Below are 26,299 nucleotides of genomic sequence, written 5' to 3'. Positions count from 1 at the left end.
AAAATGAAGGACTTGAAGGCCTGTCTCAAAGTGCTTTGTGAGATGAAGCCGATGTCTGGCCACCCACCCGGTCTCCCACTTTGATCCACGAAAACGATCCGTTGTGGAAATTGCGGCACGCGCTGGCGGGCGTGGCGCTGGCACTGGCGCTGTCGGTCCCACTGGCAGCGCTGCTGGGCAGTTGGGGGGGTGCGCTGCTGGGCGACAGCTACGGGCAGCGCGTGCTGGTGTACGCCGTGCTGCTGCTGTACGTGGTGGTGGGCGCGGGGGTGCTCTTCGCCAAGGTGGCGCGGCACGAGACGCGACCGCTCAGCCCGGGTCGGGTCGTGCTGTGGCTGGCCAGCCTGTGGCTGTGGCCGGCGCTGCTGCTGGCCGGGCGCGGCAAGGCGCCGCCTGCGGACGGATCCGCCGGACCGCCCGGCCCGTCCGGACCTACTGGCTCTGCTTGATCAGCCGCCCGGAAGCCTGCTGCACCGGGCGCGCGTTCATCGGATACAGGCGCGAGAAGATGTCGATCTGCTGTTGCGACACCTGCACCGGCTGGCGCATCACCATCCAGAGCACGCCTTCGCTGCACGGCGGCGTCGTCAGCGAGCCCATGTAGGTGTAGTAGCGGCGGTCCGGTGGGAGCAAGTGGGTCAGGTCGATCACCGACTGCGGCTTGAACTCCTCGCCCTTCTCCAGCGGCAGGTTGTTCCAGACCATCTGCACGATGGGCTGGATGCTGCCCTTGTCCAGCAGCACGGCCACCACGGCGAGCCGGCCGTCGGCGTCCTTGTGCACCAGGTGCGCGACCATGTCGAACTGGCGGCCGTCGATGCGCTCTTCCGACGGGCGGTGGAAGTGGAACTGCTGCAGTTCCCAGCGCCGGCCGCCGACGTGGATCACGTTGCCCGGCGCCACGTTGACCTGCACCGTGTGGCCGTTGTCGATGACGCCGAAGCCGCTGGCCTTGTAGTCGAACTGCACCGGCTCCAGGTCGACCGCGATGCCGTCGCGGATGTCGATCGGGCTCTGGCGCTGTCCCTTGGCGCACAGGCTGAAGTCGGGCCGCAGGCCGCCCCAGGCCGCCGGGCCGGCTTCGCCGGCATAGCCCCAGTGCGCAGGCGCCTGTCCGCCGGGCTTCTTTGCGCCTGAGTGGCCTGCCTTGGCAGGCGACGCAGCCGCTGCCGCCGCCGGCTTCGCGACGACACGCACGGTGTTGCTGCCGGCCTCGGGCGCGGCGCGGGCGCCGAGCCTCTCCGCGAGGCGGTCGCGCAGCGTGTCCAGCGGATCCGCTGCAGCCTGCGGGACGGCCTTGGCAGGCGGTGTCATCGCGGCCGGTTTCGCGGCCTTGGCCGGGGCGGCGTGGCCGCTGTCGGCCGCGTGCACGGGCAGCACGGCAGCAAGCGCCACGCAGATCGGCAGCAGCGGCAGCAAGGCAGGCAGGCGGGGCGTGGATGGCTGGTTCATGGCGGGGCTCCACGTGGGATATCGGCCCCGCCGGGGCCGTCTTGAGACGGCAGCGCGGCGGCTCAGCGCGCCAGGCGCGGCTTCACCCAGAGCCAGGCGACGACGCCGATGCCCAGCATCGCCGTGGACGCCAGCGCCAGCGCCAGCGTGGAGTGCATCACCAGCGGCGCGATGACGCCGGCCACCAGCGCGTTGGCCAGGCTGCCGACGCTGGCCTGCACCGACGACGCCATGCCGCGGCGCTCGGGGGCCAGGTCCAGCACCATCAGCGTCACCACCGGCACCATCAGCGACCAGCCGAAGGCGAACACCGCGATCGGGATCAGCGCCCAGCCGGCATGCGGCGGCAGGAACAGGTTCAGCGCCACGTTCAGCAGCGACACCACGAGCATGATCACGAAGCCGTGCCGCACCTGGTGGCGCGGCTTGATGCGACCGGCCAGCCGCCCCGACAGCCAGGCCCCGCCCATGATGCCGCCGATGGTGAGCACGAAGAACCAGAAGAACTGGCCCGGCCCCAACTGCAGGTGCTCGCCCAGGAACACCGGCGCCGACAGCACGTACAGGAACATGCCGTTGAACGGGATGCCGCTGGCCAGCACCAGCATCATGAACATCGGGCTCTTGCCCATGCCCCAGTAGCCGCGCAGCAGGCTGCGCACGTCGAAGGGCTGCACCACGTCCACGTGCAGCGTCTCGGGCAGCCAGCGCCAATTGGCGACGAACAGCGCCGCGCCCACCAGGGCCAGGAACCAGAAGATCACGTGCCAGTCGCTGTGCACGAAGAGGAAGCCGCCGACCATCGGCGCCACCGCCGGCGCGACGCCGAAGTAGATCGTCACCTGCGACATCACCCGCTGCGCGTCGGCGGGCGGGAACATGTCGCGGATGATGGCGCGCGAGACCACCATGCCGGCGCCCGCCGACATGCCCTGCAGCGCGCGGAAGGCGACCAGCCAGCCGATGGAGTCCGAGAGCGCGCAGCCCACCGACGCCAGCGTGAACACCGCCACCCCCCACAGCACCACCGGCCGGCGGCCGAAGCTGTCGGCGAGTGCGCCGTGGAACAGGTTCATCACCGCGAAGCCGAGCAGGTAGCTCGACAGCGTCTGCTGCATCTCGACCGGCGTGGCGCCGATGCTCCTGGCGATGCCAGCGAAGGCCGGCAGGTAGGTGTCGATCGAGAACGGCCCCAGCATGCCCAGGCAGGCCAGCAGCACGGCCAGCGTCCAGCGCGGGCCGCGCCAGAGATGTTGGGCGTCGGGATGCATCGTGTGGGGAAACCCCCAGTCTAACGAGTGCAGTGCGGCGGTGATGCAATGCCGCCATGCAAACACGCCCGCCCGCCCGCCGCCGGCTGCTGGCCGCCACCGGTCTGGCGGCGGCCGGCATCGCACTGCCGGCGCTGGCCTCGTCACGCCGCGTGCTCGCGCCGATGACCGACGGCCCGTTCTACCCGCCACCGCGCTGGCGCGAGCGCTGGGCCGACTGGGACGCCGACCTGGTGCACACGCAGCGCGACGGCCGCACCGCCACGGCCCGTGGCGAGCACCTGGCGCTGGCGCTGCAGGTGGCCGACACGGCAGGACGCACGGTCGACGGCGCCGAGATCGAACTCTGGCAGTGCGACGCGCTGGCGGCCTACCGGCACCCCAACGTCGACCCCGTCGACGGCCGCTTCGACCCCGGCTTCCAGGGCTTCGGGGCCAGCCGCGCCGACCGCCAGGGCGCGGCGCGCTTCCTGACGATCCGTCCCGTGCCCTACCCCGGGCGCACGCCGCACATCCACCTGAAGCTGCGCCACGCCAGCTTCGGCACGCTCACCACGCAGCTCTTCGTCGCCGGCGACCCCGGCAACGCCCGCGACTTCCTCTGGCGCGCCCTGGCCGAGGCCGACCGTGCGCCGCTGGCTATGGAGTTGCAGCCCGCGCCCGCCGGCAGCGGGCTGCGGTGGCAGGCGCTGCACCGGCTGACCGTGCCGGCCTAACGACCGGCCGGCGTGCACGGGCCCGGTCGCGCCGATGCCCACCGGCGTGCGCGGCGCACCGCAGCGGGGCGCGCGGCATGGAAGTTGCACGTCCGCTGGCATGCTCCACGACGGCTCTGCAGACACCCCGCCTTCTCCCGTGCTCGAGGTCCTGCAGCAGTTGCACGCACGCTGCAGCGCGCTGACCGACGGCGCGGTGGCCACCTACATCCCCGAACTCGCGAAGGCCGACCCGGCCTGGTTCGGCATCGTCATCGCCACCGTCGACGGCCAGGTCTACGAGGTCGGCACGACGCGGCAGCCGTTCACGCTGCAGTCGATCTCCAAGCCGCTGGTCTACGGTGTGGCGCTGGAGGACGTCGGCCCGGAGGCGGTGCAGCGCCATGTCGGTGTCGAGCCATCGGGCGAGGCGTTCAACGCCATCAGCCTGGAGCCGGGCAGCGGCCGGCCGATGAACCCGATGATCAACGCCGGCGCCATCGCCACGGCCGCGCTGGTGCAGGGCGCCACGCCGCAGGCCCGGCTGGCGCGCGTGGTCGACGCGATCTCGGCCTATGCCGGGCGGCCGCTGCAGGTCGACGAGGCCGTGTTCGCGTCGGAGCGCGACACCGGCCATCGCAACCGCGCCATCGGCCACCTGCTGCGCAATGCCGGCATCCTGCAGGGCGACCCCGAACCGGCGCTGGAGCTGTACTTCCGCCAGTGTTCGCTGCTGGTCGACTGCCGCGACCTGGCGTTGATGGCGGCCACGCTGGCCAACGGCGGCATGCACCCGCTGACGGGCCGGCGCGCGGTGGCGGCCGAGCACGTGGGTCCGATCCTGAGCGTGATGACGACCTGCGGGGTCTACGACCTGACGGGCGAGTGGGTCTACAGCGTCGGCATGCCGGCCAAGAGCGGCGTCGGCGGCGGCATCATCGCCGTGCTGCCGGGTCAGCTCGGCATCGGCGTGTTCTCGCCGGCACTGGACGCACGCGGCAACAGCGTGCGCGGCGTCGCGGTCTGCAAGGCCCTGTCGCAGGAACTCGGCCTGCACTTCCTGCAGCCGCCGCGCGCGGCCACGTCCACGGTGCGTGCGCACTACACGCTGGCGACGATGCGCTCCAAGCGGCGCCGCCCGGCCGCCGACAACACGCTGCTCGACCAGCACGGCGGCACGGTGGTGGTGTTCGAGCTGCAGGGCGACCTGCGCTTCGCGACGCTGGAGCCGGTGCTGCGCGCGATCGCGGCCGGCGGCACGGCGCTGCACTGCGCGGTGCTCGACTTCAAGCGCGTGGGCCAGGCCGACGACGCCGCGACGCGGCTGCTCGCGGCCCTGGCCGGCAGCTGCGCCGCGCGCGGCCAGCAACTGGTGCTGACCCGCGTGCGTCGCGGCGACCTGCTGGCGGACTTCGGCAACGCGCTGCACCCGCGCCACGCCGGCGCCGTGCACTTCCTGCCGCAGCTCGACCTCGGACTGGAGTGGTGCGAGAAGGCCCTGCTGGCGCGGGTGCACGGCACGCAGGCGGTGGCCGCCATCCCGGGACTGGCCGACCACCGCTGGTGCACCGGGCTCGGCGCCGACGAGGTCGCGCTGCTGGAGTCGGTGGTCGAACGCCAGCAGCACGCGGCCGGCAGCCTGATCGTGCAGCGCGGCGACGTCGCCGACCGGCTCTACTTCCTGGTGCGTGGCGAGGTCAGCGTCGTGCAGGCGCTGCCGGGCGGGGGCGTGCAGCGGCTGTCGACGCTGTCGGCCGGCATGGGCTTCGGCGAGCTGGCGATGCTGGGCGGCGGCCGGCGCAGCGCCGACGTGCGTGCCGACACCGAGGTCGCGTGCTGGACGCTCGACCAGCGCCGCTACGCGCAGCTGGAGGCCGAACGCCCGGCGTTGGCGCTGCGCCTGACGCGCCAGCTGCTGCTGGGCGCGGCCGAGACCATCGCCCGCCTCAGCGCCGACGTGGCGGCGCTGGAGGCCTGAGGAAAAGTGTGAAGTGGGCCGATAGGCCGGATTCTGTGCAGCGGCGCTCTTGCGAGACGCCGCCGTGACCGCCATTCCTCTGGGCCGTGCATCGCTGCACGGCTCGGTGCTACCTACCCGCACACACCGCCGGGCCAGCGGGAGATCGACACGGCAGGCCGTGCCGATCAGCGTGTGCCTACTTGGTATTGCTGCGCGTAGAGATTGCCCGTTTCACCCGAACTGAATCGGCTCGTCTCTGTTGCTCTGATCCTCACCTCGCGGTGGACAGCCGTTAGCTGCTACGCTGCCCTGTGCAGTCCGGACCTTCCTCCCGTGCCGTGTTTCCACGCTCGCACCGGCGGCGGTCTGGCCCGCTTCACGCGGCGGATTATCAACGCACGGCTGGGAGGCTTGCGATGCGGTGCCTGCGGTTCACGTTCCTCGCGGCGGCGGCCGCCTTGCTGGCGGCCTGCGGCGGCGGCTCCGATCCGGCGCCCGCACCGGCCCCCCCGGCCGCGCCCACCGACGCCCAGCGCATCGCGGCGGCGCAGGCCACGGTGGCGAACAACGGCAGGTGCAGCGCAGCCACGCTCGGCCCCTACTACTGGGAAGTCGGCGACGGCAGCGGCCCGAAGGTGTGGGGCAGCGTGGGCGGCGGCGCGCCGGGTGCCGACACGGTGCTGGGCATTGCCTCGGCGTCGAAGTGGCTGTACGCGATGCAGGTGCTGCAGCTGCGCGGCCTGCGCAGCGAGGACGTGCCCTACCTGAACTTCACCAGCGGCTACACACGCTTCGGCCTGCCCAGCTGCGGCCGCGACCCCACGGTGGCGGCCTGCCTGGCGGGCCGCGACGCCCGCGACGACGCCACCATCGGCAAGTTCTTCTACGACAGCGGCCACATGCAGGTGCATGCCGGCACGGTGATGGACCTGGGTGCGGCCGACAACGCGGCACTCGCGGCGGGGCTGAACAACGCGCTGGGCGTCACCGGCCTGGCGTATGCGCAGCCGCAGCTGGCCGCCGGCGTGCAGGCCAGCGCGCGCAGCTACGCCACCGTGCTGGGCCGGGTGCTGCGCGGCGAGCTGGCGATGCGCGACGCCTTGGGCAGCCACAAGGTGTGCGCCAACCCCAGCCTGTGCGCCGACGCGCTGGCGGCGCCGGCGTTGGGCAGCAACGAACGCTGGAACTACGCGCTGGGCCACTGGGTGGAAGACGACCCCGCGCTCGGCGACCACGCCTTCAGCAGCGCCGGCGGCACCGGCTTCTACCCGTGGATCGACGCCGCCGTCACGCACTACGGCGTCATCGCGCGCGAGCGCGTCGAGGCCGACGCCGGCTTCCACTCGGCCGAGTGCGGCCGCCTCGTGCGCCAGGCCTGGCGCACCGGAGTCGCTGCCACCGGCGCGCTGCCGGTGCCCTAGACTGGTTGCATCACCCCCTGGAGACACCATGAGAGCCGACAACGTCCTGGCCACCATCGGCAACACGCCGCACATCCGCATGCAGCGCCTGTTCGGCGCTGCCGAGGTGTGGATCAAGTCCGAACGCAGCAATCCCGGCGGCTCGATCAAGGATCGCATCGCGCTGGCGATGGTGGAAGACGCCGAAGCCTCGGGCGCCCTGCAGCCGGGCGGCACCATCGTCGAGCCGACCTCGGGCAACACCGGCATCGGGCTGGCGATGGTGGCGGCCGTGAAGGGCTACAGGCTCGTGCTCGTGATGCCCGACAGCATGAGCGTCGAGCGCCGCCGCCTGATGCTGGCCTACGGCGCCACCTTCGAGCTGACACCGCGCGAGAAGGGCATGAAGGGCTCGATCGCCAAGGCGCAGGAGATCGTGGCGGCCACGCCAGGCGCCTGGATGCCGCAGCAGTTCGAGAACCCGGCCAACATCGCCGTGCACGTGAAGACCACCGCCGAGGAGATCGCACGCGACTTCCCCGAAGGCCTGGACGCCATCGTCACCGGCGTGGGCACCGGCGGCCACATCAGCGGCGTGGCGCAGGTGCTGAAGGCGCGCTGGCCGGCGCTGCAGGTGTTCGCCGTCGAGCCCACGCAGAGCCCGGTGATCAGCGGCGGCCAGCCCAGCCCGCACCCGATCCAGGGCATCGGCGCCGGCTTCATCCCGGCCAACCTGAAGACCGCGCTGCTCGACGGCGTGGTGCAGGTCGAGGCCGAGGCCGCGCGCGAGATGGCCCGCCGCTGCGCGCGCGAGGAAGGGCTGCTGGTGGGCATCTCCAGCGGCGCCACGCTGGCGGCCATCGCGCAGAAGCTGCCCGCGCTGCCCGCCGGCAGCCGCGTGCTGGGCTTCAACTACGACACCGGCGAGCGCTACTTGTCGATCGAAGGCTTCCTGCCGGCTTAAGCCAGCAGCAGCCGGCCCAGCAGCTTGAAGAGCCGGATGATCTCGCTCACCGGCCGGAAGTAGTCGCTCACTTGGTCGGTCTCGACGCTGCGCAGCACGGGGCCGCGGTCCAGCGTGCTGTCGACCACCGGCGTGAGGTCGGCGATGCCGAGTTCCTCGATGCCGGTGCCCGAGAAGTCGATGATGGTCAGGCAGTGCGAGTCGTTGAAGTTGCGGAAGAACGGCAGGTGGAAGCCGACGTTGGCGTGGCTCTGCAGGTCGGCCGTCCACTGCGCCAGGTCGGGCTGCCAGCGCGCCAGCAGCCGCTGCCGCCGCAGCGCCTCGGTCGGCGCGTTGGCGATGTCGTCGTAGAACTTCTGGTAGCTGAAGGCCGAGAAGTTGGTGTCGGCCTGGAAGGCCAGGTAGCTGAAGCGGTCGGCCGGGTAGCGCTGCGCCAGCGCGCCGTTGACCGAACCCAGGTTGTCGGCATCGAAGGCCGGCAGCGTGCCGGCGTAGCTGCTGACCAGGCCGCCGGGTTCGTCCAGGCCCCAGGCCGTGCGGATGGTCTCGTGCAGCGGCAGCGACGGGTGCAGCGCGGGGTCGCTGCCGCGCGGCGCCTGCATCAGCGGGCCCGAGTCGGCCAGCAGCGATGACTTGCCGGTGGGCTGCAGGATGTCGCGCACCAGCGCGTAGGTGACCGTGGAGCCCACGCCGCCGGCCGAGAAGCCGGTCAGCAGCAGGTCCTGCGGGGCACCGAGGTTCGCGCGCAGCCACTGCGCGGCGGCGCGCACGTTGGCCTGGCCGCGGTGGTACTGCACGCGCGGCTGCGCGGGGTCGGCGTCGCTGTAGACCACGAGCTTGCTGCCGCTGTGCACGTCGCCCGTGCAGTACGGCAGGTAGACCAGGTTCCAGGCCTGCGTCTGCACCTTCTGGAACGGGTTCATGCGCGCGCTGAACGGCGTCACGAAGCCGTAGGCCGCCGTGGTGTCGAAGCGCTGCATGTAGTCGGGCGGGATGCCGTTCGGGTTCGCCGCCGACAGCGGCCCCTGGCCTTCGCAGGCGCGCTGGTCCCAGCAGGCGCCGCCGCCCTCGTAGACGATGGCGGTGCTCCTGGTCAGCGGCGTGCGGTTGACGAAGAAGCGGTAGGGCGAACCATCGCCGCAGGCCGCGCCGCTGTCGGGCGGCAGTTCGACCATGTCCCACTGGTGGTAGCCGGCTGCGGCCCAGGGCGCGGCCAGGGACAGGAACAGTGCAGGGGCGGCTGTGCGCAGCCAGCGTGGCGTGGTCATCGGGCTCCTCCGGGGGTGGACGCGCCGTGGTGGGCCTGGCGCAAGGCATCGAGCTGCTGTTCGAGCTGCCGCGCGTCGCGCGCGGCAGCGGGCTGCGTCTGCCAGGCGGCGACGAGCCCGGCCTGGCGGCGCTGGAAGGCGGCGTTGTCGCTGGCGTGGCGCGTGTCGGCCGGCAGCGCGGCAGCCATCGCGGCTTCCCACTGGCGCAGCGCCTGGGCGCGCTGCACGCTGTCGGGCTGCAGCAGTTCGAGCACCGCGGACTTGATCAGCCGCGCCTCGCCGACGCCCACCTCGCGCAGGCGCAGACGCTCGTCGAGCCCGGCGTCCAGCACCTGCGCCAGCGCCAGCCGCTCGGCGACCGCGGTGCTCGGCGTGGCACGGAAGCGCTGCAACTGGTCGGCGAACGTGAAGTGGGCGCGCAGGCGCTGCAGTTCGTCGGGGCGGCCGGACAGCTCCTGCCGCAGCGCCGCCCATTGCGCGGGCGTCACGCCGGGCGGTGGCGCATCGGCCTGCGCCAGCACCGGGGGGGCCGCGACCGGCGCCGGCAACGAGGCCGGCGGGGCGCCAGGCGAGGCCGGCCCCTCGGCTGCCGGCACCACCACGCCTTGCGGTGCGCGCCATAGCGCCAGGCCGGTGCCGACGGCCACCGCCAGCACCAGGCCCGCGATCCAGATCCACCAGCGCAGCGGCCCCGTCATGGGGCCGCAGTATGCGACCGGCCCGACGCAACGCCAAGCTGGGGCGGGCCGGTGTGGGGGGTCAGGCCGCGGTCACTGCGCCTGCTGCAGCGCGCGGATGCGGTCCTCGATGGGCGGGTGGCTGGAGAACAGCGCCATCAGGCCGCTGGGCTTGGAGCTGATGCCCATGTTGGCCACGCTCTGCGGCAGCGCGCCGGGTTCCAGGCCGCCCAGGCGGGCCAGCGCGTTGATCATCGGCTGCTTGCGGCCCATCAGCGCGGCGGCACCGGCGTCGGCGCGGTACTCGCGCTGGCGCGAGAACCAGGCCACGACGATGCTGGCGAGCACGCCCAGCACGATGTCGAGCACGATGGTCGTGACGTAGTAGCCGATGCCGACGCCGTCGCGTTCGTTGCGCAGGATCACCTTGTCGACGAAGTAGCCGATCACGCGCGACAGGAACACGACGAACGTGTTCATCACGCCCTGGATCAGCGTCAGCGTGACCATGTCGCCGTTGGCCACGTGCGCGACCTCGTGGCCGATCACGGCCTCGACCTCGTCGCGGCTCATGCTCTGCAGCAGGCCGGTGGAGACGGCGACCAACGCCGAGTTCTTGAACGCGCCGGTGGCGAAGGCGTTCGGCGCGCCGTCGTAGATGGCGACCTCGGGCATGCCGATGCCCGACTTCTGCGCGAAGCGCTCGACCGTGCCGACGATCCAGCGGTGCGTGGGGTCGGCGCTGTTGTTGATGATCTGCGCCCCCGTGCTCCACTTCGCCATCGGCTTGCTCATCAGCAGCGAGATGATGGCGCCGCCGAAGCCCATCAGCGCGGCGAAGCCGAGCAGCATGCCCAGGTTCAGGCCGTTGGACGTGAGGAAGCGGTTGACACCCAGCAGGCTGGCAGCGATGCCCAGCACCAGCATCACGGCCAGGTTGGTCACGATGAACAGCAGCACTCGTTTCATGGTGGGGGCGCCGGTTCGGGCGCGCTCGCAGTGGTGGAGACGGGCAGGATGTTAGGGCGGGCGCCGGCACTTCAAGGCCGGCCCCGCGCCCTCAAGGGGCTTGGCGCAGGCGGACCTTGTTCGGGCCCTGCTCGGGCAGCAGCTCGAAGCGGTCGGCAAAGGGCGCGAACAGCTTGGTCGACGAGGCCTTCGGGCCCAGCAGGTCGGCGTCGCGCAGGCGCTCGGCCGCCACGCGCAGCTCCACCGTTTCGCCGCGCAGCAGCTCGGGCAGCGCGGCCAGGATCTGGCGCACCTTGTCGGGCAGCGGCGGCGGGGCCGGCGGAGGCGGAGGCGGGGGCGGCGCCTGCACCGCCTCGGGCGCCGGGGCTGCCGTTGTCTTGCGGCGCGTGCTGGCCTTCTTCGCGGCCGGCGTGCGGGTCGCCTTGCCCGCAGCGCTGCGCGCGGGTTTCTCGGCCGCCGTGCGCGCGGCGGACTTGCGGTGCGCGAACACGGTGTAGGCGTCGTAGACCGCCTGCGTCTCGTCGCCGGTCTTGCCGTCCTGGCCGTAGCCGACGACGCGGCAGCCCTTCTCGCGCAGCCGCGCCACCAGCGGCGCGAAGTCGCTGTCCGACGAGGCGATGGCCACGACCTCGGGCCGCTCGGCCAGCACCAGATCGAGCGCGTCGACTGCCAGCGCGATGTCGGTGCTGTTCTTGCCCGTGGCCAGGTTCACCATCGGCTTGATGCCCAGGCGCTTGAACACCGCCTGGTTGGCCACCGCGCTCTCGGCGGTGCAGTAGGCGCGGCGCACGTGCAGCGCGCCGTGCTCGGCCAGCAGGTGCTGCACCGTCTGCTCCATCACGTCGACGCTGACGTTGTCGGCGTCGATCAGCAGCATCACGCGGTCGCCCGAGGTCGTGCCGGTGCTCATGCCAGTCTCCAGTGCAAGGTGTCGCCGCCCCGCAGCGGCTTGATGACGGCGTCGCCGAACGGCAGCGTCTCGGGCACGGTCCAGGCCTCGCGGCGCAGCGTCACGGTGCCGGTGTTGCGCGGCAGGCCGTAGAAGTCGGCGCCGTGGAAGCTGGCGAAGCCTTCCAGCTTGTCGAGCGTGCCAGCGGATTCGAAGGCTTCGGCATACAGCTCCAGCGCCAGCGGCGCGGTGAAGCAGCCGGCGCCGCAGACCGACTGCTCCTTCATCGCCGCGGCATGCGGCGCGCTGTCGGTGCCGAGGAAGAACTTGCTGCTGCCCGAGGTGGCGGCGGCGAGCAGCGCGCGCCGGTGCACCTCGCGCTTGAGCACCGGCAGGCAGTAGTAGTGCGGCCGCATGCCGCCGACGAACAGGGCGTTGCGGTTGTAGAGCAGGTGGTGCGCGGTCAGCGTGGCGGCGGTGAAGCGGTCGCTGGCGGCCACGTACTGCGCGGCTTCCTGCGTGGTGATGTGCTCGAACACCACCTTCAGTTCGGGGAAGTCGCGGCGCAGCGGCTGCATCACCTGGTCGATGAAGACGGCCTCACGGTCGAAGAGGTCGATCTCGGGGTCGGTGACCTCGCCGTGCACCAGCAGCAGCAGGCCTTCGCGCTGCATCGCTTCCAGCGTCTTGTGCGTCTTGCGGATGTCGGTGACGCCGGCGTCGCTGTTGGTCGTGGCGCCGGCCGGGTACAGCTTCAGCGCCACCACGCCGGCCTCCCTGGCACGCCGGATCTCGTCGGGCGGCGTGTTGTCGGTGAGGTACAGCGTCATCAGCGGCTCGAAGCCGCCGGCCGCTTCGGGCAGGGCCTGCACGATGCGCTGCCGGTAGGCCAGCGCCTGCGCCGCGGTGGTGACCGGCGGGCGCAGGTTGGGCATCACGATGGCGCGGGCGAACTGGCGCGCGGTGTGCGGCAGCACCGCGGCCAGCGCGGCGCCGTCACGCAGGTGCAGGTGCCAGTCGTCGGGGCGGGTGAGGGTGATCGCGGTCGGGTCGCTCATGCGGCCCGATTCTCGCACCCGGCCCCCGGCTCAGCCGCTGGCGCTCAGAAGCGGAAGCCCAGGCGCGCGTTGACGCCCGAGGTCTTGCCGGTCTTGTCGCCTTCGACGGTGATGTCGAAGATGCCCAGGTTGAGGTGCACGCCCGCGAACAGGCGCGACTGGTTCACCGACTCCTTGGCCAGCGTGGCCACGCCCTCGGCCTCGGCCCTGGTGCTGACGACGCCGACGCCCGCGTAGGGCGTGAGGAAGGGGAAGCCCTTGCTGACCGAGACGTCGAGCGAGGTGTTGGTGAGCGAGAGCTGGTCCATGCCGGTGAGCTTGGTGACGGCCAGCCGCACACCCAGTGCCGGCGTGACGAGGCCGCCGTCGACGATGGCCCAGCGCAGCTCGGCGCCGGCGAGCTTGCCCTTGACCTCGGGAATGGCCAGGTAGCTGGCGCCGATGTCGATGCCGAACGGCAGGCCCTTGGCGATGCGCACGCCCGGCACCGGCACGGTCGACGGGATGTTCGCGCCGCCGGCGGCCTTCTCCCAGACCTCGGAGTTGGCCGGCTTCACGAAGGCGCTGGCCACCGCGATGTCGAAGCCGGTGATGCCCAGCGGGGTGGCCGAGGCCAGCTGCTTGTAGGCGGTGGCGGCGCCCAGGTCCTTGGCGAGCAGGTTGAACTCGGCCTGGGTCAGCGTGGAGAGGGTGTTGAACTCGGCGGCGTGCGCGGCCAGCGGTGCGGCCAGCGCAGCAAGCGCGGCGGCGGAAGCGAGCGTCAGTTTCATGGTCGGGCCCGGACAGTGGAAGACGGCCCGATGCTATGCGCGGCACCACCGGCCCGCTGTGTCCAAGCGCGTTCCCGGGCACTTGCGCGGCGCCGCGTGGCCATTTGTGCGCACGAGGCGTCGCGCTGCCGCAACGCCCGCGCCGAGCGCGGCTAGTGCTGCAGGATCTTCGACAGGAAGTCCTTGGCCCGCGGCGAACGCGCTTCGGGGTTGCCGAAGAAGTCGTCCTTCTTGCAGTCCTCGACGATCTTGCCGGCGTCCATGAAGATGACGCGGTGGCTGACCTTCCTCGCGAAGCCCATCTCGTGCGTGACGCACATCATCGTCATGCCTTCGTTGGCGAGCTGCACCATCACGTCGAGGACCTCGCCCACCATCTCGGGGTCGAGCGCCGAGGTCGGCTCGTCGAACAGCATCACGATGGGGTCCATGCTCAGCGCACGCGCGATCGCCACGCGCTGCTGCTGGCCGCCGGAGAGCTGGCCCGGGAACTTGTCCTTGTGCACCATCAGGCCCACGCGGTCCAGCATCTTCAGGCCGCGCGCCTTGGCCTCTTCCTGGTTGCGGCCCAGCACCTTGATCTGCGCCAGCGTCAGGTTCTCGGTGACGCTGAGGTGCGGGAACAGCTCGAAGTGCTGGAACACCATGCCCACGCGCGCGCGCAGCTTGGGCAGGTTGGTCTTCGGATCGCTGATGCTGATGCCGTCGACCACGATGTCGCCCTTCTGGAAGGGTTCGAGCGCGTTCACCGTCTTGATCAGCGTGCTCTTGCCCGAGCCCGAGGGGCCGCAGACCACCACCACCTCGCCCTTCTGGATGCTGGTGGTGCAGTCGGTCAGCACCTGGAAGCTGCCGTACCACTTGGAGACGTTCTTGATGTCGATCATGGTGCGATGGACTCAGCGGATGATGGCGATCTTCTGCTGCAGCCGGCGCACGAGCATGCTGAGGCTGAAGCAGATGACGAAGTAGACGACGGCGGCGACGAGGTAGGTCTCGACCGGGCGGTTGAAGTTCTTTCCGGCGATCTCGAAGCCCTTCAGCAGGTCGTAGGCGCCGATGGCATAGACGAGGCTGGTGTCCTGGAACAGGATGATGGTCTGCGTCAGCAGCACCGGCAGCATGTTGCGGAAGGCCTGCGGCAGCACGATCAGCTGCATGGTCTGGCCGTAGGTCATGCCCACCGCATAGCCGGCATGCACCTGGCCCTTGGGCACGCTCTGGATGCCGGCGCGCATGATCTCGCTGAAGTACGCCGCCTCGAACAGCGTGAACGTGACCATCGCCGACAGCTCCGCGCCCATGGGCCGGCCCAGCAGCAGCGGGATCAGCAGGAAGAACCACAGGATCACCATGACCAGCGGGATGCTGCGCATGGTGTTCACGTAGGCCGCCGCCGGCATCACCAGCCAGGGCTTGCCCGACAGTCGCATCAGCGCCAGCACCGTACCGAGCACGATGCCGCCGACCATCGCGATCAGCGTCAGCTGCACCGAGAAGACCAGGCCCTTGAGGATGAAGCTGGAGACGACGTTCCAGTCGAGGAAGGCGAAGTCGAGCGTCATCTCACTTGCCTCCGATCATGCCGGGCACGCGCACGCGGTTCTCGATCACGAGGGCGGCACGGTTGATGGCAAAGGCGGAGATGAAGTACAGCGCCGTGACGGCCAGGTACATCTCGACGTTGCGCGAGGTTTCCTCGCCGGCCTGCATCGCGAACATCGTCAGCTCGGCGATGCTCACGGCAAAGGCCACCGACGAGTTCTTGACGATGTTCATGCTCTCGCTGGTGAGCGGCGGGATGACGATGCGGAAGGCCATCGGCAGCAGCACGTAGCGGTAGGTCTGCGGCAGCGTCAGCCCCATGGCCAGGCCCGCGTAGCGCTGCCCGCGCGGCAGGCTCTGGATGCCGGCCTTCACCTGCTCGGAGATGCGCGCGCTGGTGAAGAACCCGAGCGCGAACACCACCAGCACGAAGCTGGGCACACCCTGCAGCACATTGAACAGCGACGGCAGCACGTGGTACCAGAGGAAGATCTGGACCAGCAGCGGGATGTTGCGGAACAGCTCGGTCCAGGCGTTGCCGATGAACACCAGCCGCTTGTCGGGCACCGTGCGCAGGATGCCCATCAGCGCACCCACCAGCACCGCCACCACCAGCGCCAGCACGGCCACCGAGAGGGTCCAGCCCCAGGCCGACAACAACCAGTCGAGGTAGGTGATGTCACCACCGCTGCCGAAGCAGCTGGCGATCACATCGCCACTGGTGGTCTCCTTGCAGAAGATCTGCCAATCCCAAGCCACGCGCCCCCTCCCCGGTGTTGTTCATGACGGGGCCCGCCGCTACAGGCGGGCCCTCGCTGTGCTCACTTCTTGGCGTACTCTTCGACGGGCTTGTCGTTCGGGTTGGCCCAGGCGGCCTTCGTGGCCTCGCTGGCCGGCAGGCCGACCTTGGTGTTCGACGGCGGGATCGGCTGCATGAACCACTTGTCGTAGAGCTTGGCGATCTCGCCCGACTTCATCATCGCGATGATGCTGTCGTCCACGGCCTTCTTGAACGCCGGGTCGTCCTTGCGGATCATGATGGCGATGGGCTCCACGGCCAGCACTTCGCCGACGATGCGGAAGTCGGCCGGGTTCTTCGACTTGGCGATGTTGCCGGCCAGGATCTGGCCGTCCATCACGAAGGCGTCGGCGCGGCCCGATTCCATCAGCAGGAAGCTGTCGGAGTGGTCCTTGCCGAACACTTCCTCGAAGTTCACGCCGGCGCCGCGCTCGTGCTTGCGCAGCAGCTGCACCGAGGTGGTGCCGGTGGTCGTGGCCACCTTCTTGCCGGCCAGCTGGGCGATCGAGGTGATGCCCGAGTTGGCCTTCACGGCGATGCGGACTTCCTCGACGTAGGTGGTGACGGCGAAGGACACGTCCTTCTGGCGCGTGGCGTTGTTGGTGGTGGAGCCGCACTCGATGTCCACGGTGCCGTTCTGCACCAGCGGAATGCGGTTCTGCGACGTGACCGGCTGGTACTTGATGTCCAGCTTGGCCATGCCCAGCTTCTTCTGGATGTCGGCCAGCACGCGCTGGCAGATCTCGGTGTGGAAGCCCGCGAACTTGCCGTCGCCCAGCGTGTAGGACAGGGCGCCGGAGGATTCCCGCACGCCCATCGAGACTGCACCGGATTCCTTGATCTTCGACAGCGTGTTGGCCTGGACGGCGCCGGCGGCCAGCAACGCGGCCACGACCAGCAGGGACTTCTTCATGCAGACTCCTTCAGAGGGACTGAAAACGTGAAGCACGGGATTCTAGGGAGCGGCCTGCCCCGGGGCACCGCGTAGAACCCCGTGCGTTCTGCGGCCTTGCAGGAATCAGGCCATGCGCGGCGCGCATGACCTTGCGGTGCAGGTTCAGCGGCCCTGCAGGTGGTCCCAGAGTGCCTGGACACCCGGCTTGGTATGCCGCGCCGACTCCGGCCGTTCGCGGTACAGCCGCACGTCCATCGTCAGCTCGAAGCTGCCCGAGGGCGCCGCCGGCACGAGGCGGCGCGCCTTCAGTTCCTTGCGCACCGAGCTCACCGGCAGGAAGGCCAGGCCGTGGCCTTCCAGCGCCATCGCCTTCAGACCCTCGGCCATGTCGGTCTCGTAGATGGCGTCCAGCGCCGTCGGGCGCGGCGTCTGCTTCAGGATCACGTCGACCAGCCGCGCCAGGTAGGCGCCCGAGGCATAGCTGAGGAAGGGCACGCGCTGGCCCAGCGGCCCGGGCAGCTGGAACATCGGCTGGCCGTCGGCGTCGGCCTTGGCGTAGGGCGCCAGGGTCTCGGTGCCCAGGCTGAGCATCTCGTAGCGCTCGGGCGCCAGCTGCAGCGGCTGGCTGGCATGGTGGTAGACGATCAGCAGGTCGCAGCCGCCTTCGGTGAAGCGCAGCACGGCGTCGTGCACGTTCAGCGCCGTGAGCCGGCTCTTCACTTCGCCCACGCGCGCCCGCAGGTCGCCCTTGAGCGACATCCACCAGTGCGGGAAGAAGGTGAAGGCCAGCGTGTGCGGCACCGCGAACTCCACCATGTCCTGCCCGGCGGCCTGGTGGCTGCGCATCATGTTGCGCGTGGACTGCAGCGCGCCCAGGATCTCCAGCGCCTGCGCGTGGAAGGTCTCGCCGGCGGGCGTCAGCCGGGTCGGGTACGAACTGCGGTCGACGAGGTCGATGCCGGTCCAGGCCTCCAGCGCCTGGATGCGGCGGCTGAACGCGGGCTGCGTCACGTGGCGCAGCTGCGCCGAGCGGCTGAAGCTGCGGGTCTCGGCCAGGCTGACGAAGTCTTCCAGCCACTTGGTTTCCATCGCGTCAGGCCTCCGGGTCGCTCTGCTGCAGCCGCCACATGCTGGCGTAGCGGCCGTTGCGCGCCAGCAGCTCGGCGTGCGGGCCGCGCTCGACCACGCGGCCGGCTTCCAGCACCACGATCTCGTGCGCGTCGACCACCGTGGACAGCCGGTGCGCGATGACCAGCGCGGTCTTGCCCTGGGCCGCGGCCCGCAGCTCGGCCTGGATCGCGCGCTCGTTGGCCGAGTCCAGCGCCGAAGTGGCTTCGTCGAAGATCAGGATCGGCGGGTTCTTCAGCAGCGTGCGCGCGATCGCCACGCGCTGCTTCTCGCCGCCGCTGAGCTTCAGCCCGCGTTCGCCGACCATGGTGTCGTAGCCCTTGGGCGTGCCGGCGATGAACGCGTGGATGTGCGCGGCCTGCGCCGCCGCCTCGACCTCGGCGCGCGAGGCCCCAGGCCGGCCGTAGGCGATGTTGTATTCCACCGTGTCGTTGAACAGCACCGTGTCCTGCGGCACGATGCCGATGGCCGCGCGCAGGCTGGCCTGCGTCACCGAGCGCAGCTCCTGGCCGTCGATGCTGATCGCGCCGGCGTGGATGTCGTAGAAGCGGTACAGCAGCCGCGCCAGCGTGCTCTTGCCCGCGCCCGAGGGCCCGACCACGGCCACCGTCTTGCCGGGCGGGATCTCGAAGCTCACGTCGTGCAGGATCGGCCGGTCGGGCGCGTAGGCGAAGTGCACGTGCTCGAAGCGCACCGCGCCCTGCGTCACCTGCAGCGCCGGCGCACCCGGCACGTCGTCGACCTCGCGGTGCTTCTCCAGCAGGCCGAACATCTTGTCCAGGTCGGTCAGCGCCTGCTTGATCTCGCGGTAGATCACGCCCAGGAAGTTCAGCGGGATGTACAGCTGGATCATGAAGGCGTTGATCATCACCAGGTCACCCAGCGTGAGCCGGCCTTCGGTGACGCCCAGCGTGGCCCGCCACAGCATCGCCACCAGCGCCGCGGCGATGATCAGCTGCTGCCCGGTGTTCAGGATCGACAGCGTGCTCTGGCTCTTCAGCGCGGCGCGGCGCAGCCGCTCCAGGTTCTCGTCGTAGCGCCGGGCCTCGAACTCCTCGTTGTTGAAGTACTTGACCGTCTCGTAGTTCAGCAGCGCGTCGATGGCGCGCGAGTGCGCCGTCGAGTCGATCTCGTTCATCTGGCGGCGGAACTGCGTGCGCCACTCGGTCACGGTGATCGTGAACGTGACGTACAGCACCAGCGCCGCGATCGTGATCCACGCGAACCAGGCGTCGAACTTGATCGCCAGCAGCGACAGCACCAGCGTCACCTCGATCAGCGTCGGCACGATGCTGTAGAGCGAGTACGAGATCAGCGAGTGCACGGCACGCGTGCCGCGTTCGATGTCGCGCGTCATGCCGCCGGTCTGGCGTTCCAGGTGGAAGCGCAGGCTCAGTGCGTGCAGGTGGCGGAACACCTGCAGGCTGATGCTGCGCGCGGTGCCCTCGGTGGCCTTCGCGAACACCAGCTCGCGCAGTTCGGTGAACAGGCTGGTCGACAGGCGCAGCGCGCCGTAGGCCACGATCAGCCCCGCCGGCACCACCAGCAGCGCCTGCGGATCGCCGGGCTTGAACGACAGCGCGTCGACCAGGTCCTTCAGCAGCAGCGGCACGCCGACGTTGGCCAGCTTGGCCGCCAGCATGAAGCCCAGCGCGATGGCCACGCGCCAGCGGTAGCGCCACAGGTAGGGCAGCAGTCGCGCCAGCGTGCCCCAGTCGGAGCGGGGCGTCGGGTCGCCGGTCGACGGCGGTGCAGGGAGGGTCGAGACCTGGGAGCGCATCGCTGCAGATTGTCACCGGGCGGCAGCGCCACAATCGGTGCTTCCCCAAGCCACCCCGCCGCCGCCATGTCCGACAGCCCCAGCCAGACCATGCCGAAGATGGCGCCCCCGGTGCTGCCCGACGGGGCCGAGCTGGTGATGCGCGTGATGCCCCTGCCCGCCGACGCCAACGCCAACGGCGACGTCTTCGGCGGCTGGATCATGGCCCAGGTCGACCTGGCCGGCGCCGTGCTGCCGGCGCGCATCGCCAAGGGCCGCATCGCCACAGTGTCGGTGAAGGAGTTCGTGTTCAAGCAGCCGGTGTCCATCGGCGACCTGCTGAGCTTCTACGCCCGCGTGCAGCGCATCGGCACCACCTCGGTGACGGTGCAGGTCGAGGTCTACGCCGAACGCGACCCGGCCAACCTGCGCGTGGTGAAGGTGACCGAGGCCACGCTGACCTACGTCGCCATCGACCTGCAGGGCGCGCCGCGCCCGCTGCCGCGGGACTGAGCCGTGCTGCGCGCCGCCCTGCTCGTCTGCCTGGCCTGCCTGGCGTGGGCCGGGCTTCCGGGGGCCCTGCCCGTCGCCGCGGCGCAGCCCTCGCAGGCCGCAGCCCAGGCGCTGCACCGCCTGTTCGCCGACGAATGGGAGCGCCGCCTGCGCGAGTCGCCCGAGACCGCCAGCTTCCACGGCGACAGGCGCTACGACGACCGCTGGAGCGACCTGCGCCCCGCGGCCATCGCCGCGCGCGAGGCGGCTGACCGCGCGGCGGTGGCGCGGCTGCAGGCGATCCCGCGGGCGCGGCTGTCGCCGGCCGACCAGGTGCACCGCGACACCTTCGAGTGGCAGCTGCGGCAGGCGGTGGAACGCCAGCGCTTCGCCGAGCACCTGCAGCCCGTCAGCCACCAGGGCGGCCCGCAGACGGCCGACAGCATCGCCGACGTGATGCGCTTCGCCACCGCCGACGACTACCGCCTGTACCTGCGGCGGCTGCAGGCGCTGCCCGACCTGGTCGAGCAGAGCATTGCGCTGATGCGCGAGGGCCAGCGCCGCGGCCACATGCCGCCGCAGGTGCTGATGCAGCGCGTGCCGGCGCAGATCGCGGCGCAGATCGTCACCGATGCCGGCGCCAGCCCGTTCTGGCGCCCGTTCCGGCGCATGCCCGAGGCCGTCGCGCCGGGGGAGCGCGAAGCACTGCAGGCCCAGGCGCAGGCCGTGATCCTGGACCGCGTGGTGCCGGCCTACCGCGCACTGCAGAGCTACTTCGAGCGCGACTACCTGCCACGCACGCGCAGCACCATCGCCGCCGCCGACGGCCCGGGCGGCCGCGCGTACTACGACTTCCTGGCACGCGACTACACCACCACGACGCTGGACGCCGAGGCGATCCACGCACTCGGCCTGCAGGAAGTGGCGCGGCTGCGCAGCGCGCTGGAGGCGGCGCAGGCCCGCACCGGGTTCCAGGGCACGATGGCCGACTTCTTCCGGCACCTGCGCACCGACCCGCGCTTCTTCAAGCGCAGCGGCGCCGAGTTGCTGGACACCTACCGCGCCGTCGCCAAGCGCATCGATCCCGAGCTGGTGCGGGTCGTGCGCACGCTGCCGCGCCTGCCCTACGGCGTGCGCGCCATGCCCGACAACATCGCGCCCGACGCCACCACCGCCTGGTACCAGCCCGGTGCGCTGGACGGCTCGCGGGCGGGCTTCCATGTCGTCAACCTGTTCCGCCCCGAAGTGCGCCCGACCTGGGAGATGGTGCCGCTGACGCTGCACGAGGCCATGCCGGGCCACCACCTGCAGATGGCGCGTGCGGCCGAACTGGCGCAGATGCCGATGTTCCGCCGCAGCGCCTACTTCGTGGCCTACGGCGAGGGCTGGGGCCTGTACGCCGAGCTGCTGGGCCACGACATGGGCCTGTACGACGACCCCTACGACCACGTCGGCCAGCTCGTCTACGAGATGTGGCGGGCGGTGCGGCTGGTGGTCGACACCGGCATGCACGCCAAGGGCTGGAGCCGCGAGCGTGCCATCGCCTACTTCCAGGAGCACGCGGCCAAGACCGACCAGGACATCGTCAACGAGGTCGACCGCTACATCGGCACGCCGGGCCAGGCGCTGGCCTACAAGATCGGGCAGCTGCAGATCAGCGCACTGCGCGCGCGCGCCGCCACGGCGCTGGGCCCGACGTTCGACCTGCGCGACTTCAACGACGCGGTGCTCGCCACCGGCTCGGTGCCGCTGGCCGCGCTGGAGCGCCACATCGACGGCTGGATCGCGCAGCAGCGGCGGGGCCCGGCCGGCAGCGGCCGCTAGAATCGCGGCCACGTCATTGGGGAGTAGCCGCCCTGCCGTCCTCGCGCAGGGGCTCGCGTCAACACACTTGGCCCGCAGGCCATGGTGCGAGCAGCTTCCAGCCTGGCAAGACCTTTGACCGCATGCCTCCCGCCACGGGCCGGGGGTGGCATGCGGTCATCGGTTGTCTGCGCCGGCCCGTTGGAGTTCATCCCCTTGGAAGCCTTCCTCGTTTCAACCGGTCTGGTCGCGCTCGGCGAGATCGGCGACAAGACGCAGCTGCTCGCGATGCTGCTGGCCGCGCGCTTCCGCCGCCCGCTGCCCATCGTGCTGGGCATCCTGGTGGCCACGCTGGCCAACCACGCGCTGGCCGGCCTGGTCGGCGACAGCGTGGCGCGCTGGCTCGGCCCCGACGTGCTGCGCTGGGTGGTGGGTCTGGGCTTCCTGGCGATGGCGGCCTGGATGCTGGTGCCCGACGAGGCCGACGAGGTGGCCGGCGGCAGCCCGCGCCTGGGCGTCTTCGGCACCACGGCGGTGGCCTTCTTCCTGGCCGAGATGGGCGACAAGACGCAGATCGCCACGGTGGCCCTGGCCGCGCGCTACACCGACCTGGTGGCGGTGGTGACCGGCACCACGCTGGGCATGATGCTGGCCAACGTGCCGGCGGTCTACCTGGGTGACCGCGCGGCGAAGGCGATCCCGATGCGGCTGGTGCACGCCGTCAGCGCCGCCATCTTCGCGCTGCTGGGCGTGCTGACGCTGTTCAACGTGGGCAGCTTCTTCTAGGAGTCTGCCGCGCAGACTCCTGGCGGGCCCTACCAGTGGCGCACGCGCCCGGTGTCCAGGTGCACGAACTGCTCGCGCGGGTAGTAGCCCACGCCGCCGCCGGCCAGCGCGCGGGCCGCGTCGCGCAGCGTGGCCAGCGGCACGCCGGGCAGGCGCACGTCGATCGCGCGGCCTTCCATGTGCAGGCTGTGCCGGGCCACGCCGCCGCCGCGCGTGGCGCGCAGCCGGGCATTGGTGGCCGGCGCACGGTAGCCCGAGATCACTTCGAACGGGGCGCCGCCGCCCAGCCCGAGCAGGTGGCGCACGCCGTGCAGCAGTTCGTACACGCCGGGGTCGATGCGGCCGACGGCGCCGCTGTGGTGGTCGCGCAGGAAGTGGTCGAGCACGTCCAGCGCCTCGGGGAGGTAGCGCGGGCCGATGCCGTAGACCAGGTCGACGGCCTCGTGCGTGTGTGTGTGCACCAGCGCCAGCGCGCGCGGCGGGTGCAGGCCGGCCGCGGCCGTCCCGAGGCCCGCCGTGGCCGTGAACGCCGGCAGCGCGGCGGCGCCGCCCAGGCGGGCGGCACGGCTCAGGAAGCCGCGGCGGCTGGTGGGGTGTGGTGCGTGCATGGGACGGACTTCATCGGACCGGCGATCTTGCCTGGACGGCGGCGCTGTGGCGGCGCAGCGCCGCGGCGAGCTGCCGGTCGTGGCCGTAGAGATCGTCGAAGAAGAAGGGTCGCCCCCCCTTCACCAGCACGGTTCCGTAGGTGATCAGCACCGGCAGGGGCGCCTGCAGCCGCACCGCCTGCGCGGTGCCCTGGCCCATGGCGGCCTGGATGCGGGCTGCGGTCCAGTCGGGCTGGTCCTGCAGCACGAAGCGCGCCAGCGCCAGCGGCGCCTCGACGCGGATGCAGCCGTGGCTGAAGTCGCGCCGCTGGCGGTCGAACAGCTGCGTCGCGGGCGTGTGGTGCAGGTAGATGGCCTCGGCGTTCGGAAACACGAACTTGATGTCGCCCAGCGCATTGCGCGGCCCCGGGCGCTGCCGGATGCGCCAGCTGCCGGCCAGCACCGCCTGCAGCCGCGCGGCCGACAGCGTGGTCTGGACCTCGCCGCCCGGGCCGACGAACTCGAAGCCCTCCTTCACCCAGTGCGCCGGGTCGCGGCGCAGGCGCGGCACGAGTTCCTGCCGCGCGATCGACGGCGGCACGTTCCAGTACGGGCTGAACTCGATGGAGCGCATGTCCTCGGCCAGCAGCGGCGTGCCGTGGTCGAAGGCCGCGCCGACGATGACGCGCATCGTCTCGCGCACGGTGATGCGACCGTCTTCCACCGTGTAGGCACGCAGCATGAACTCGGGGATGTTGACGACGACCATGCGCGGCCCTTGCAGCAGCGGCGTCCAGCGCAGGCGCTCCATCGCCAGCGCGATCTGCTGCACCCGTGCCGCTGGCGGCACATCCAGCGCGGCCAGCGTGGCGCGGCCGAGGCGGCCGTCGTCGGCCAGGCCGTGGCGTTGCTGGAAGCGGCGCACGGCGTCCACCAGCGCGCCGTCGTAGGCGGCCGGCACCGGGGCGTCCGGCGCCAGGTCGCCCAGCACCCGCAGGCGCTCGGCCAGTGCCCCCAGGCCCGGCCAGGCGGCGCCGGGGTCCAGCGAACGCTGGCCCGCAGGCCACGGCGGCAGGGGCTGCCGCCAGGCCGCACCGTCCATCGCGCGGTGCTGCGCCAGCGCCGCGCGCAGGCGCTCGTACTGGGGCAGCGGCGGTGCCAGCGCCGCCGCCGCCTCGGCGAGCCGGCCACCGGCCAGCGCCTCGTTCAGCGCCGCCGCGGCGTCGAAGGGCGGGCGCGGCGGCGGCCTGAACGGCGGGTGGATGCGCTGCGGATCGACACGCCCGCGGTGCAGGTCGTGCAGGTAGCGCTGCAGCGCGGCGGCCAGGTCGCTGGCGTCGCCGCGGTCGAGCGCTGCCCGCAGCGCCGCCGTGCCGTAGTCGGCGGGCTCCAGGCCGTGGCTGTCGGCGGCCTCCAGCAGCGCCAGCGTCTCGTGCGCCAGCGCGCCGGGCCGGCCGTCCACCTGCCAGGGGTCGGGCTCGGCCGCGCCGGCCGGGCGCAGGCCGGTCGCCAGCAGCAGCGCCGCCCGCAGGCCGGTGCGCCGCGACAGCCGCATTCAGTCGACGAAGAAGTCGGGGATGAAGTTGGTCGTGCCCGGCACCACCGCGTACCGGTCGAGGTCGGTGATGCCGTGGCGGGCCAGCAGCTCGTCGTCGATGTAGAACTGCCCGGTGTGGGCGCGCGCGTCGCTGGTGAGGATCAGGTAGGCCGCGTCGGCCAGGATCTCGGGCTTGCGGCACAGGTTCAGGTCGACGCCGGGGATCATCTGCAGCGCCGCGGTGGCGATCGCCGTGCGCGGCCAGAGGCTGTTGACCGCGATGCCGTGCGGACGGAACTCGCCCGCGTGGCCCAGCGTGCACTCGCTCATGCCGTACTTGGCCATCGTGTAGGCCACGTGCGGGCGGAACCAGTGCTCCTTCATGCTCAGCGGCGGGCTCATGTTCAGCACGTGCGGGTTGCGGCCGGCCTGCGCGCTCTTCTTCAGTGCTTCCAGGCAGGCCTGCGTGCAGCAGTAGGTGCCGCGCACGTTGACGCCGAACATCAGGTCGAAGCGCTTCATCGGCGTCATCGGCGTCGGCGTCAGGCTGATCGCGCTGGCGTTGTTGACGAGGATGTCGATGCCGCCGAACCGCGCGACGCCCGCGGCCACGGCCGCGGCCACGGCGTCTTCGTCGCGGATGTCGGTGGGCACCGGCAGCGCCTGCCCGCCGGCAGCCTCGATGGCCTCGGCGGCGCTGTACAGCGTGCCGGGCAATCTGGGGTTGGGCTCGGTGGTCTTGGCCACCAGCACGATGTTGGCGCCGTCAGCCGCCGCGCGCAGCGCGATCGCCAGGCCGATGCCACGGCTGGCGCCGGTGATGAAGAGGGTCTTGCCCTGCAGGGTGCTGGTCATGCGCGGTCCTTCGTCGTTGTGATCCGGGGCCAGACGCTGGCGGCGATGTGCGCTGCCAGCGCCGAGGCGATCTGCAGGTAGGCCTTGCGGCCCGGGTGGAAGCCGTCGCTGGCCATCACGCCGCGGTTGAGCTGCAGGTCGATGTCGAGCCGCGAGACGTCGCTGCGCGTGGCCACCCACTGCGCCAGCGCGCGGTCGTGCCGGCGCGCGTCGCTGCCGGCCACCCAGCGCAGCGGCTGGGGCAGGCCCGGGAACGCATGGACCGGCGGCAGCGGCATGAAGACCACGTGGTGCACGCCCAGGCCGTTGCGCAGCCAGTTGGCCAGCGTCTCGCGCGCCGACACCGCGTGGTGCGAGGGCACCTGGTCGACGACGTCGTTGACGCCGGTGACGACCACCGCCACGTCGCAGTGCGGCAGCGCCTCGTGCTGCAGCAGGTGCAGCGTCTGCGCCGTCGTCAGGCCCGAGCGCGCCACCAGGCGCCACTGCACCTGCGCACCGCAGGCCGCCGCCAGCCGCGCGGCCAGCTGCACGGCCAGGGCGTCGCGCTGGTGCACCACGCCGACGCCGGCCGCCGACGAATCGCCCGCGATCAGCAGCCGCAGCAGCGGGCCCTGGCCCACCACGCCGTTGCGCTCGCCCTCGGCCTCGGGCAGGCGCGGCAGGCGCCGACGCGTGTGCAGCGCCTGCGCTGCGAGCAGCGGGCTCAGCACCAGCTTGAGGGCCAGCGACACCGGAGG

Annotated in this window: 26 protein-coding genes, 1 other RNA gene and 1 riboswitch; of the genes, 8 read left to right on the top strand and 19 right to left on the bottom strand. The window is 71.4% G+C overall.

Translation table 11 applies throughout. From position 1 onward, the window contains the following. Positions 1–80: 80 nt before the first annotated feature. Positions 81–449, top strand: coding sequence for a hypothetical protein (locus ACPOLB_RS19765; protein WP_425257743.1), 369 nt, complete (start codon positions 81–83; stop codon positions 447–449). Here ACPOLB_RS19765 and ACPOLB_RS19760 read toward each other — a convergent pair. Beyond that, entirely contained in the window at positions 433–1,452 is a 1,020-nt protein-coding gene (locus ACPOLB_RS19760) for a carbonic anhydrase (RefSeq protein WP_425257742.1), read from the bottom strand. The genes ACPOLB_RS19765 and ACPOLB_RS19760 overlap by 17 nt on opposite strands. A gap of 62 nt (positions 1,453–1,514) precedes the next feature. After that, complete coding sequence (locus ACPOLB_RS19755; protein ID WP_425257741.1) at positions 1,515–2,723, bottom strand: multidrug effflux MFS transporter; 1,209 nt, start codon at positions 2,721–2,723, stop codon at positions 1,515–1,517. 56 nt (positions 2,724–2,779) lie between these two features. Here ACPOLB_RS19755 and ACPOLB_RS19750 point away from each other — a divergent pair, with 56 nt between their 5' ends. Beyond that, the gene (locus ACPOLB_RS19750; protein WP_425257740.1) at positions 2,780–3,439 is read left to right on the top strand and encodes an intradiol ring-cleavage dioxygenase; all 660 of its coding nucleotides are present in this window, start codon (positions 2,780–2,782) and stop codon (positions 3,437–3,439) included. Between the two features lie 139 nt (positions 3,440–3,578). After that, complete coding sequence (gene glsA, locus ACPOLB_RS19745; RefSeq protein ID WP_425257739.1) at positions 3,579–5,396, top strand: glutaminase A; 1,818 nt, start codon at positions 3,579–3,581, stop codon at positions 5,394–5,396. Positions 5,397–5,402: 6 nt separating this feature from the next. Here the strand turns inward: glsA and rnpB are convergent. Next, positions 5,403–5,756: RNase P RNA component class A (rnpB, locus tag ACPOLB_RS19740), an RNA gene on the bottom strand. Between the two features lie 38 nt (positions 5,757–5,794). Here rnpB and ACPOLB_RS19735 point away from each other — a divergent pair. Both ACPOLB_RS19735 and cysK read left to right on the top strand, forming a co-directional pair. Continuing rightward, the gene (locus tag ACPOLB_RS19735) at positions 5,795–6,799 is read left to right on the top strand and encodes a hypothetical protein (protein ID WP_425257738.1); all 1,005 of its coding nucleotides are present in this window, start codon (positions 5,795–5,797) and stop codon (positions 6,797–6,799) included. 28 nt (positions 6,800–6,827) lie between these two features. Continuing rightward, positions 6,828–7,742, top strand: a complete 915-nt coding sequence (gene cysK, locus ACPOLB_RS19730; protein WP_425257737.1) for a cysteine synthase A — start codon at positions 6,828–6,830, stop codon at positions 7,740–7,742. Here the strand turns inward: cysK and ACPOLB_RS19725 are convergent. The 12 genes from ACPOLB_RS19725 to ACPOLB_RS19670 all read right to left on the bottom strand — a co-directional run bounded on the left by ACPOLB_RS19725 (position 7,739) and on the right by ACPOLB_RS19670 (position 19,520). After that, complete coding sequence (locus ACPOLB_RS19725) at positions 7,739–9,010, bottom strand: pectin acetylesterase-family hydrolase (RefSeq protein WP_425257736.1); 1,272 nt, start codon at positions 9,008–9,010, stop codon at positions 7,739–7,741. The genes cysK and ACPOLB_RS19725 overlap by 4 nt on opposite strands. Next, a complete protein-coding gene (locus tag ACPOLB_RS19720) occupies positions 9,007–9,708 on the bottom strand; it encodes a hypothetical protein (RefSeq protein ID WP_425257735.1) in 702 nt (233 codons plus the stop codon). Before ACPOLB_RS19720 ends, ACPOLB_RS19725 begins: the two co-directional genes overlap by 4 nt. Positions 9,709–9,780: 72 nt before the next feature. Then, positions 9,781–10,656 carry a protease HtpX gene (gene htpX, locus ACPOLB_RS19715; RefSeq protein ID WP_425257734.1) on the bottom strand — a complete coding sequence of 292 codons (876 nt, stop codon included), beginning with the start codon at positions 10,654–10,656 and terminating at the stop codon, positions 9,781–9,783. Positions 10,657–10,747: 91 nt separating this feature from the next. Further along, positions 10,748–11,566, bottom strand: a complete 819-nt coding sequence (locus ACPOLB_RS19710) for an NYN domain-containing protein (RefSeq protein ID WP_425257733.1) — start codon at positions 11,564–11,566, stop codon at positions 10,748–10,750. Then, positions 11,563–12,603 (bottom strand): dihydroorotase, encoded by a 1,041-nt coding sequence (pyrC, locus tag ACPOLB_RS19705; RefSeq protein ID WP_425257732.1) that lies wholly within the window; start codon positions 12,601–12,603, stop codon positions 11,563–11,565. The genes ACPOLB_RS19710 and pyrC overlap by 4 nt, the downstream gene beginning before the upstream one ends. A 44-nt stretch (positions 12,604–12,647) precedes the next feature. Beyond that, on the bottom strand, positions 12,648–13,373 hold the full coding sequence (locus tag ACPOLB_RS19700) for a hypothetical protein (RefSeq protein ID WP_425257731.1): 726 nt from the start codon (positions 13,371–13,373) through the stop codon (positions 12,648–12,650). Positions 13,374–13,525: 152 nt separating this feature from the next. Further along, complete coding sequence (locus ACPOLB_RS19695; protein ID WP_425257730.1) at positions 13,526–14,260, bottom strand: amino acid ABC transporter ATP-binding protein; 735 nt, start codon at positions 14,258–14,260, stop codon at positions 13,526–13,528. Positions 14,261–14,272: 12 nt separating this feature from the next. Beyond that, the gene (locus tag ACPOLB_RS19690; protein ID WP_425257729.1) at positions 14,273–14,938 is read right to left on the bottom strand and encodes an amino acid ABC transporter permease; all 666 of its coding nucleotides are present in this window, start codon (positions 14,936–14,938) and stop codon (positions 14,273–14,275) included. A 1-nt stretch (position 14,939) separates the two neighbouring features. After that, positions 14,940–15,677 (bottom strand): amino acid ABC transporter permease, encoded by a 738-nt coding sequence (locus ACPOLB_RS19685; RefSeq protein WP_425257728.1) that lies wholly within the window; start codon positions 15,675–15,677, stop codon positions 14,940–14,942. Positions 15,678–15,739: 62 nt separating this feature from the next. Next, positions 15,740–16,630, bottom strand: a complete 891-nt coding sequence (locus ACPOLB_RS19680; protein WP_425257727.1) for an amino acid ABC transporter substrate-binding protein — start codon at positions 16,628–16,630, stop codon at positions 15,740–15,742. A gap of 144 nt (positions 16,631–16,774) precedes the next feature. Next, complete coding sequence (locus tag ACPOLB_RS19675) at positions 16,775–17,701, bottom strand: LysR family transcriptional regulator (RefSeq protein WP_425257726.1); 927 nt, start codon at positions 17,699–17,701, stop codon at positions 16,775–16,777. Between the two features lie 4 nt (positions 17,702–17,705). Next, on the bottom strand, positions 17,706–19,520 hold the full coding sequence (locus tag ACPOLB_RS19670; protein WP_425257724.1) for an ABCB family ABC transporter ATP-binding protein/permease: 1,815 nt from the start codon (positions 19,518–19,520) through the stop codon (positions 17,706–17,708). A gap of 66 nt (positions 19,521–19,586) precedes the next feature. Here ACPOLB_RS19670 and ACPOLB_RS19665 point away from each other — a divergent pair, with 66 nt between their 5' ends. The 3 genes from ACPOLB_RS19665 (at position 19,587) to ACPOLB_RS19655 (ending at position 22,580) form a co-directional block, all read left to right on the top strand. Next, on the top strand, positions 19,587–20,012 hold the full coding sequence (locus ACPOLB_RS19665; RefSeq protein ID WP_425257723.1) for an acyl-CoA thioesterase: 426 nt from the start codon (positions 19,587–19,589) through the stop codon (positions 20,010–20,012). A 3-nt stretch (positions 20,013–20,015) separates the two neighbouring features. After that, positions 20,016–21,815, top strand: a complete 1,800-nt coding sequence (locus ACPOLB_RS19660) for a DUF885 domain-containing protein (protein WP_425257722.1) — start codon at positions 20,016–20,018, stop codon at positions 21,813–21,815. Beyond that, positions 21,812–22,004, top strand: a riboswitch (yybP-ykoY riboswitch). (Overlaps the previous gene by 4 nt.) A gap of 6 nt (positions 22,005–22,010) precedes the next feature. Further along, the gene (locus tag ACPOLB_RS19655; protein WP_425257721.1) at positions 22,011–22,580 is read left to right on the top strand and encodes a TMEM165/GDT1 family protein; all 570 of its coding nucleotides are present in this window, start codon (positions 22,011–22,013) and stop codon (positions 22,578–22,580) included. 29 nt (positions 22,581–22,609) lie between these two features. Here ACPOLB_RS19655 and ACPOLB_RS19650 read toward each other — a convergent pair whose 3' ends face one another. From ACPOLB_RS19650 to ACPOLB_RS19635, 4 genes are read right to left on the bottom strand one after another with little or no spacing between them, the layout of a single operon-like run. Next, positions 22,610–23,188: a YcbK family protein gene (locus tag ACPOLB_RS19650; RefSeq protein ID WP_425257720.1), complete on the bottom strand. Its 579-nt coding sequence runs from the start codon at positions 23,186–23,188 to the stop codon at positions 22,610–22,612. A 10-nt stretch (positions 23,189–23,198) separates the two neighbouring features. Beyond that, entirely contained in the window at positions 23,199–24,722 is a 1,524-nt protein-coding gene (locus ACPOLB_RS19645; protein ID WP_425257719.1) for a L,D-transpeptidase family protein, read from the bottom strand. Beyond that, complete coding sequence (locus tag ACPOLB_RS19640) at positions 24,723–25,559, bottom strand: SDR family oxidoreductase (RefSeq protein ID WP_425257718.1); 837 nt, start codon at positions 25,557–25,559, stop codon at positions 24,723–24,725. It lies immediately after the preceding gene. After that, positions 25,556–26,293: an SGNH/GDSL hydrolase family protein gene (locus ACPOLB_RS19635; RefSeq protein WP_425257717.1), complete on the bottom strand. Its 738-nt coding sequence runs from the start codon at positions 26,291–26,293 to the stop codon at positions 25,556–25,558. Before ACPOLB_RS19635 ends, ACPOLB_RS19640 begins: the two co-directional genes overlap by 4 nt. Between the last annotated feature and the right edge of the window lie 6 nt (positions 26,294–26,299).

It is taken from the genome of Rubrivivax soli (assembly GCF_049810355.1).
In the GTDB taxonomy this organism is placed as follows: domain Bacteria; phylum Pseudomonadota; class Gammaproteobacteria; order Burkholderiales; family Burkholderiaceae_C; genus Rubrivivax.
This window is presented reverse-complemented; position numbering and strand designations above follow the sequence as displayed.

Coding starts and splice junctions, on each gene's coding strand:
- ACPOLB_RS19665 (WP_425257723.1), top strand. CDS start 19,587: ATGTCCGACAGCCCCAGCCAGACCATGCCGAAGATGGCGCCCCCGGTG.
- ACPOLB_RS19640 (WP_425257718.1), bottom strand. CDS start 25,559: ATGACCAGCACCCTGCAGGGCAAGACCCTCTTCATCACCGGCGCCAGC.
- ACPOLB_RS19695 (WP_425257730.1), bottom strand. CDS start 14,260: ATGATCGACATCAAGAACGTCTCCAAGTGGTACGGCAGCTTCCAGGTG.
- ACPOLB_RS19670 (WP_425257724.1), bottom strand. CDS start 19,520: ATGCGCTCCCAGGTCTCGACCCTCCCTGCACCGCCGTCGACCGGCGAC.
- cysK (WP_425257737.1), top strand. CDS start 6,828: ATGAGAGCCGACAACGTCCTGGCCACCATCGGCAACACGCCGCACATC.
- ACPOLB_RS19675 (WP_425257726.1), bottom strand. CDS start 17,701: ATGGAAACCAAGTGGCTGGAAGACTTCGTCAGCCTGGCCGAGACCCGC.
- ACPOLB_RS19700 (WP_425257731.1), bottom strand. CDS start 13,373: ATGAAACTGACGCTCGCTTCCGCCGCCGCGCTTGCTGCGCTGGCCGCA.
- pyrC (WP_425257732.1), bottom strand. CDS start 12,603: ATGAGCGACCCGACCGCGATCACCCTCACCCGCCCCGACGACTGGCAC.
- ACPOLB_RS19725 (WP_425257736.1), bottom strand. CDS start 9,010: ATGACCACGCCACGCTGGCTGCGCACAGCCGCCCCTGCACTGTTCCTG.
- ACPOLB_RS19760 (WP_425257742.1), bottom strand. CDS start 1,452: ATGAACCAGCCATCCACGCCCCGCCTGCCTGCCTTGCTGCCGCTGCTG.
- ACPOLB_RS19710 (WP_425257733.1), bottom strand. CDS start 11,566: ATGAGCACCGGCACGACCTCGGGCGACCGCGTGATGCTGCTGATCGAC.
- ACPOLB_RS19720 (WP_425257735.1), bottom strand. CDS start 9,708: ATGACGGGGCCGCTGCGCTGGTGGATCTGGATCGCGGGCCTGGTGCTG.
- htpX (WP_425257734.1), bottom strand. CDS start 10,656: ATGAAACGAGTGCTGCTGTTCATCGTGACCAACCTGGCCGTGATGCTG.
- ACPOLB_RS19650 (WP_425257720.1), bottom strand. CDS start 23,188: ATGCACGCACCACACCCCACCAGCCGCCGCGGCTTCCTGAGCCGTGCC.
- ACPOLB_RS19755 (WP_425257741.1), bottom strand. CDS start 2,723: ATGCATCCCGACGCCCAACATCTCTGGCGCGGCCCGCGCTGGACGCTG.
- ACPOLB_RS19750 (WP_425257740.1), top strand. CDS start 2,780: ATGCAAACACGCCCGCCCGCCCGCCGCCGGCTGCTGGCCGCCACCGGT.
- ACPOLB_RS19645 (WP_425257719.1), bottom strand. CDS start 24,722: ATGCGGCTGTCGCGGCGCACCGGCCTGCGGGCGGCGCTGCTGCTGGCG.
- ACPOLB_RS19680 (WP_425257727.1), bottom strand. CDS start 16,630: ATGAAGAAGTCCCTGCTGGTCGTGGCCGCGTTGCTGGCCGCCGGCGCC.
- ACPOLB_RS19735 (WP_425257738.1), top strand. CDS start 5,795: ATGCGGTGCCTGCGGTTCACGTTCCTCGCGGCGGCGGCCGCCTTGCTG.
- ACPOLB_RS19690 (WP_425257729.1), bottom strand. CDS start 14,938: ATGACGCTCGACTTCGCCTTCCTCGACTGGAACGTCGTCTCCAGCTTC.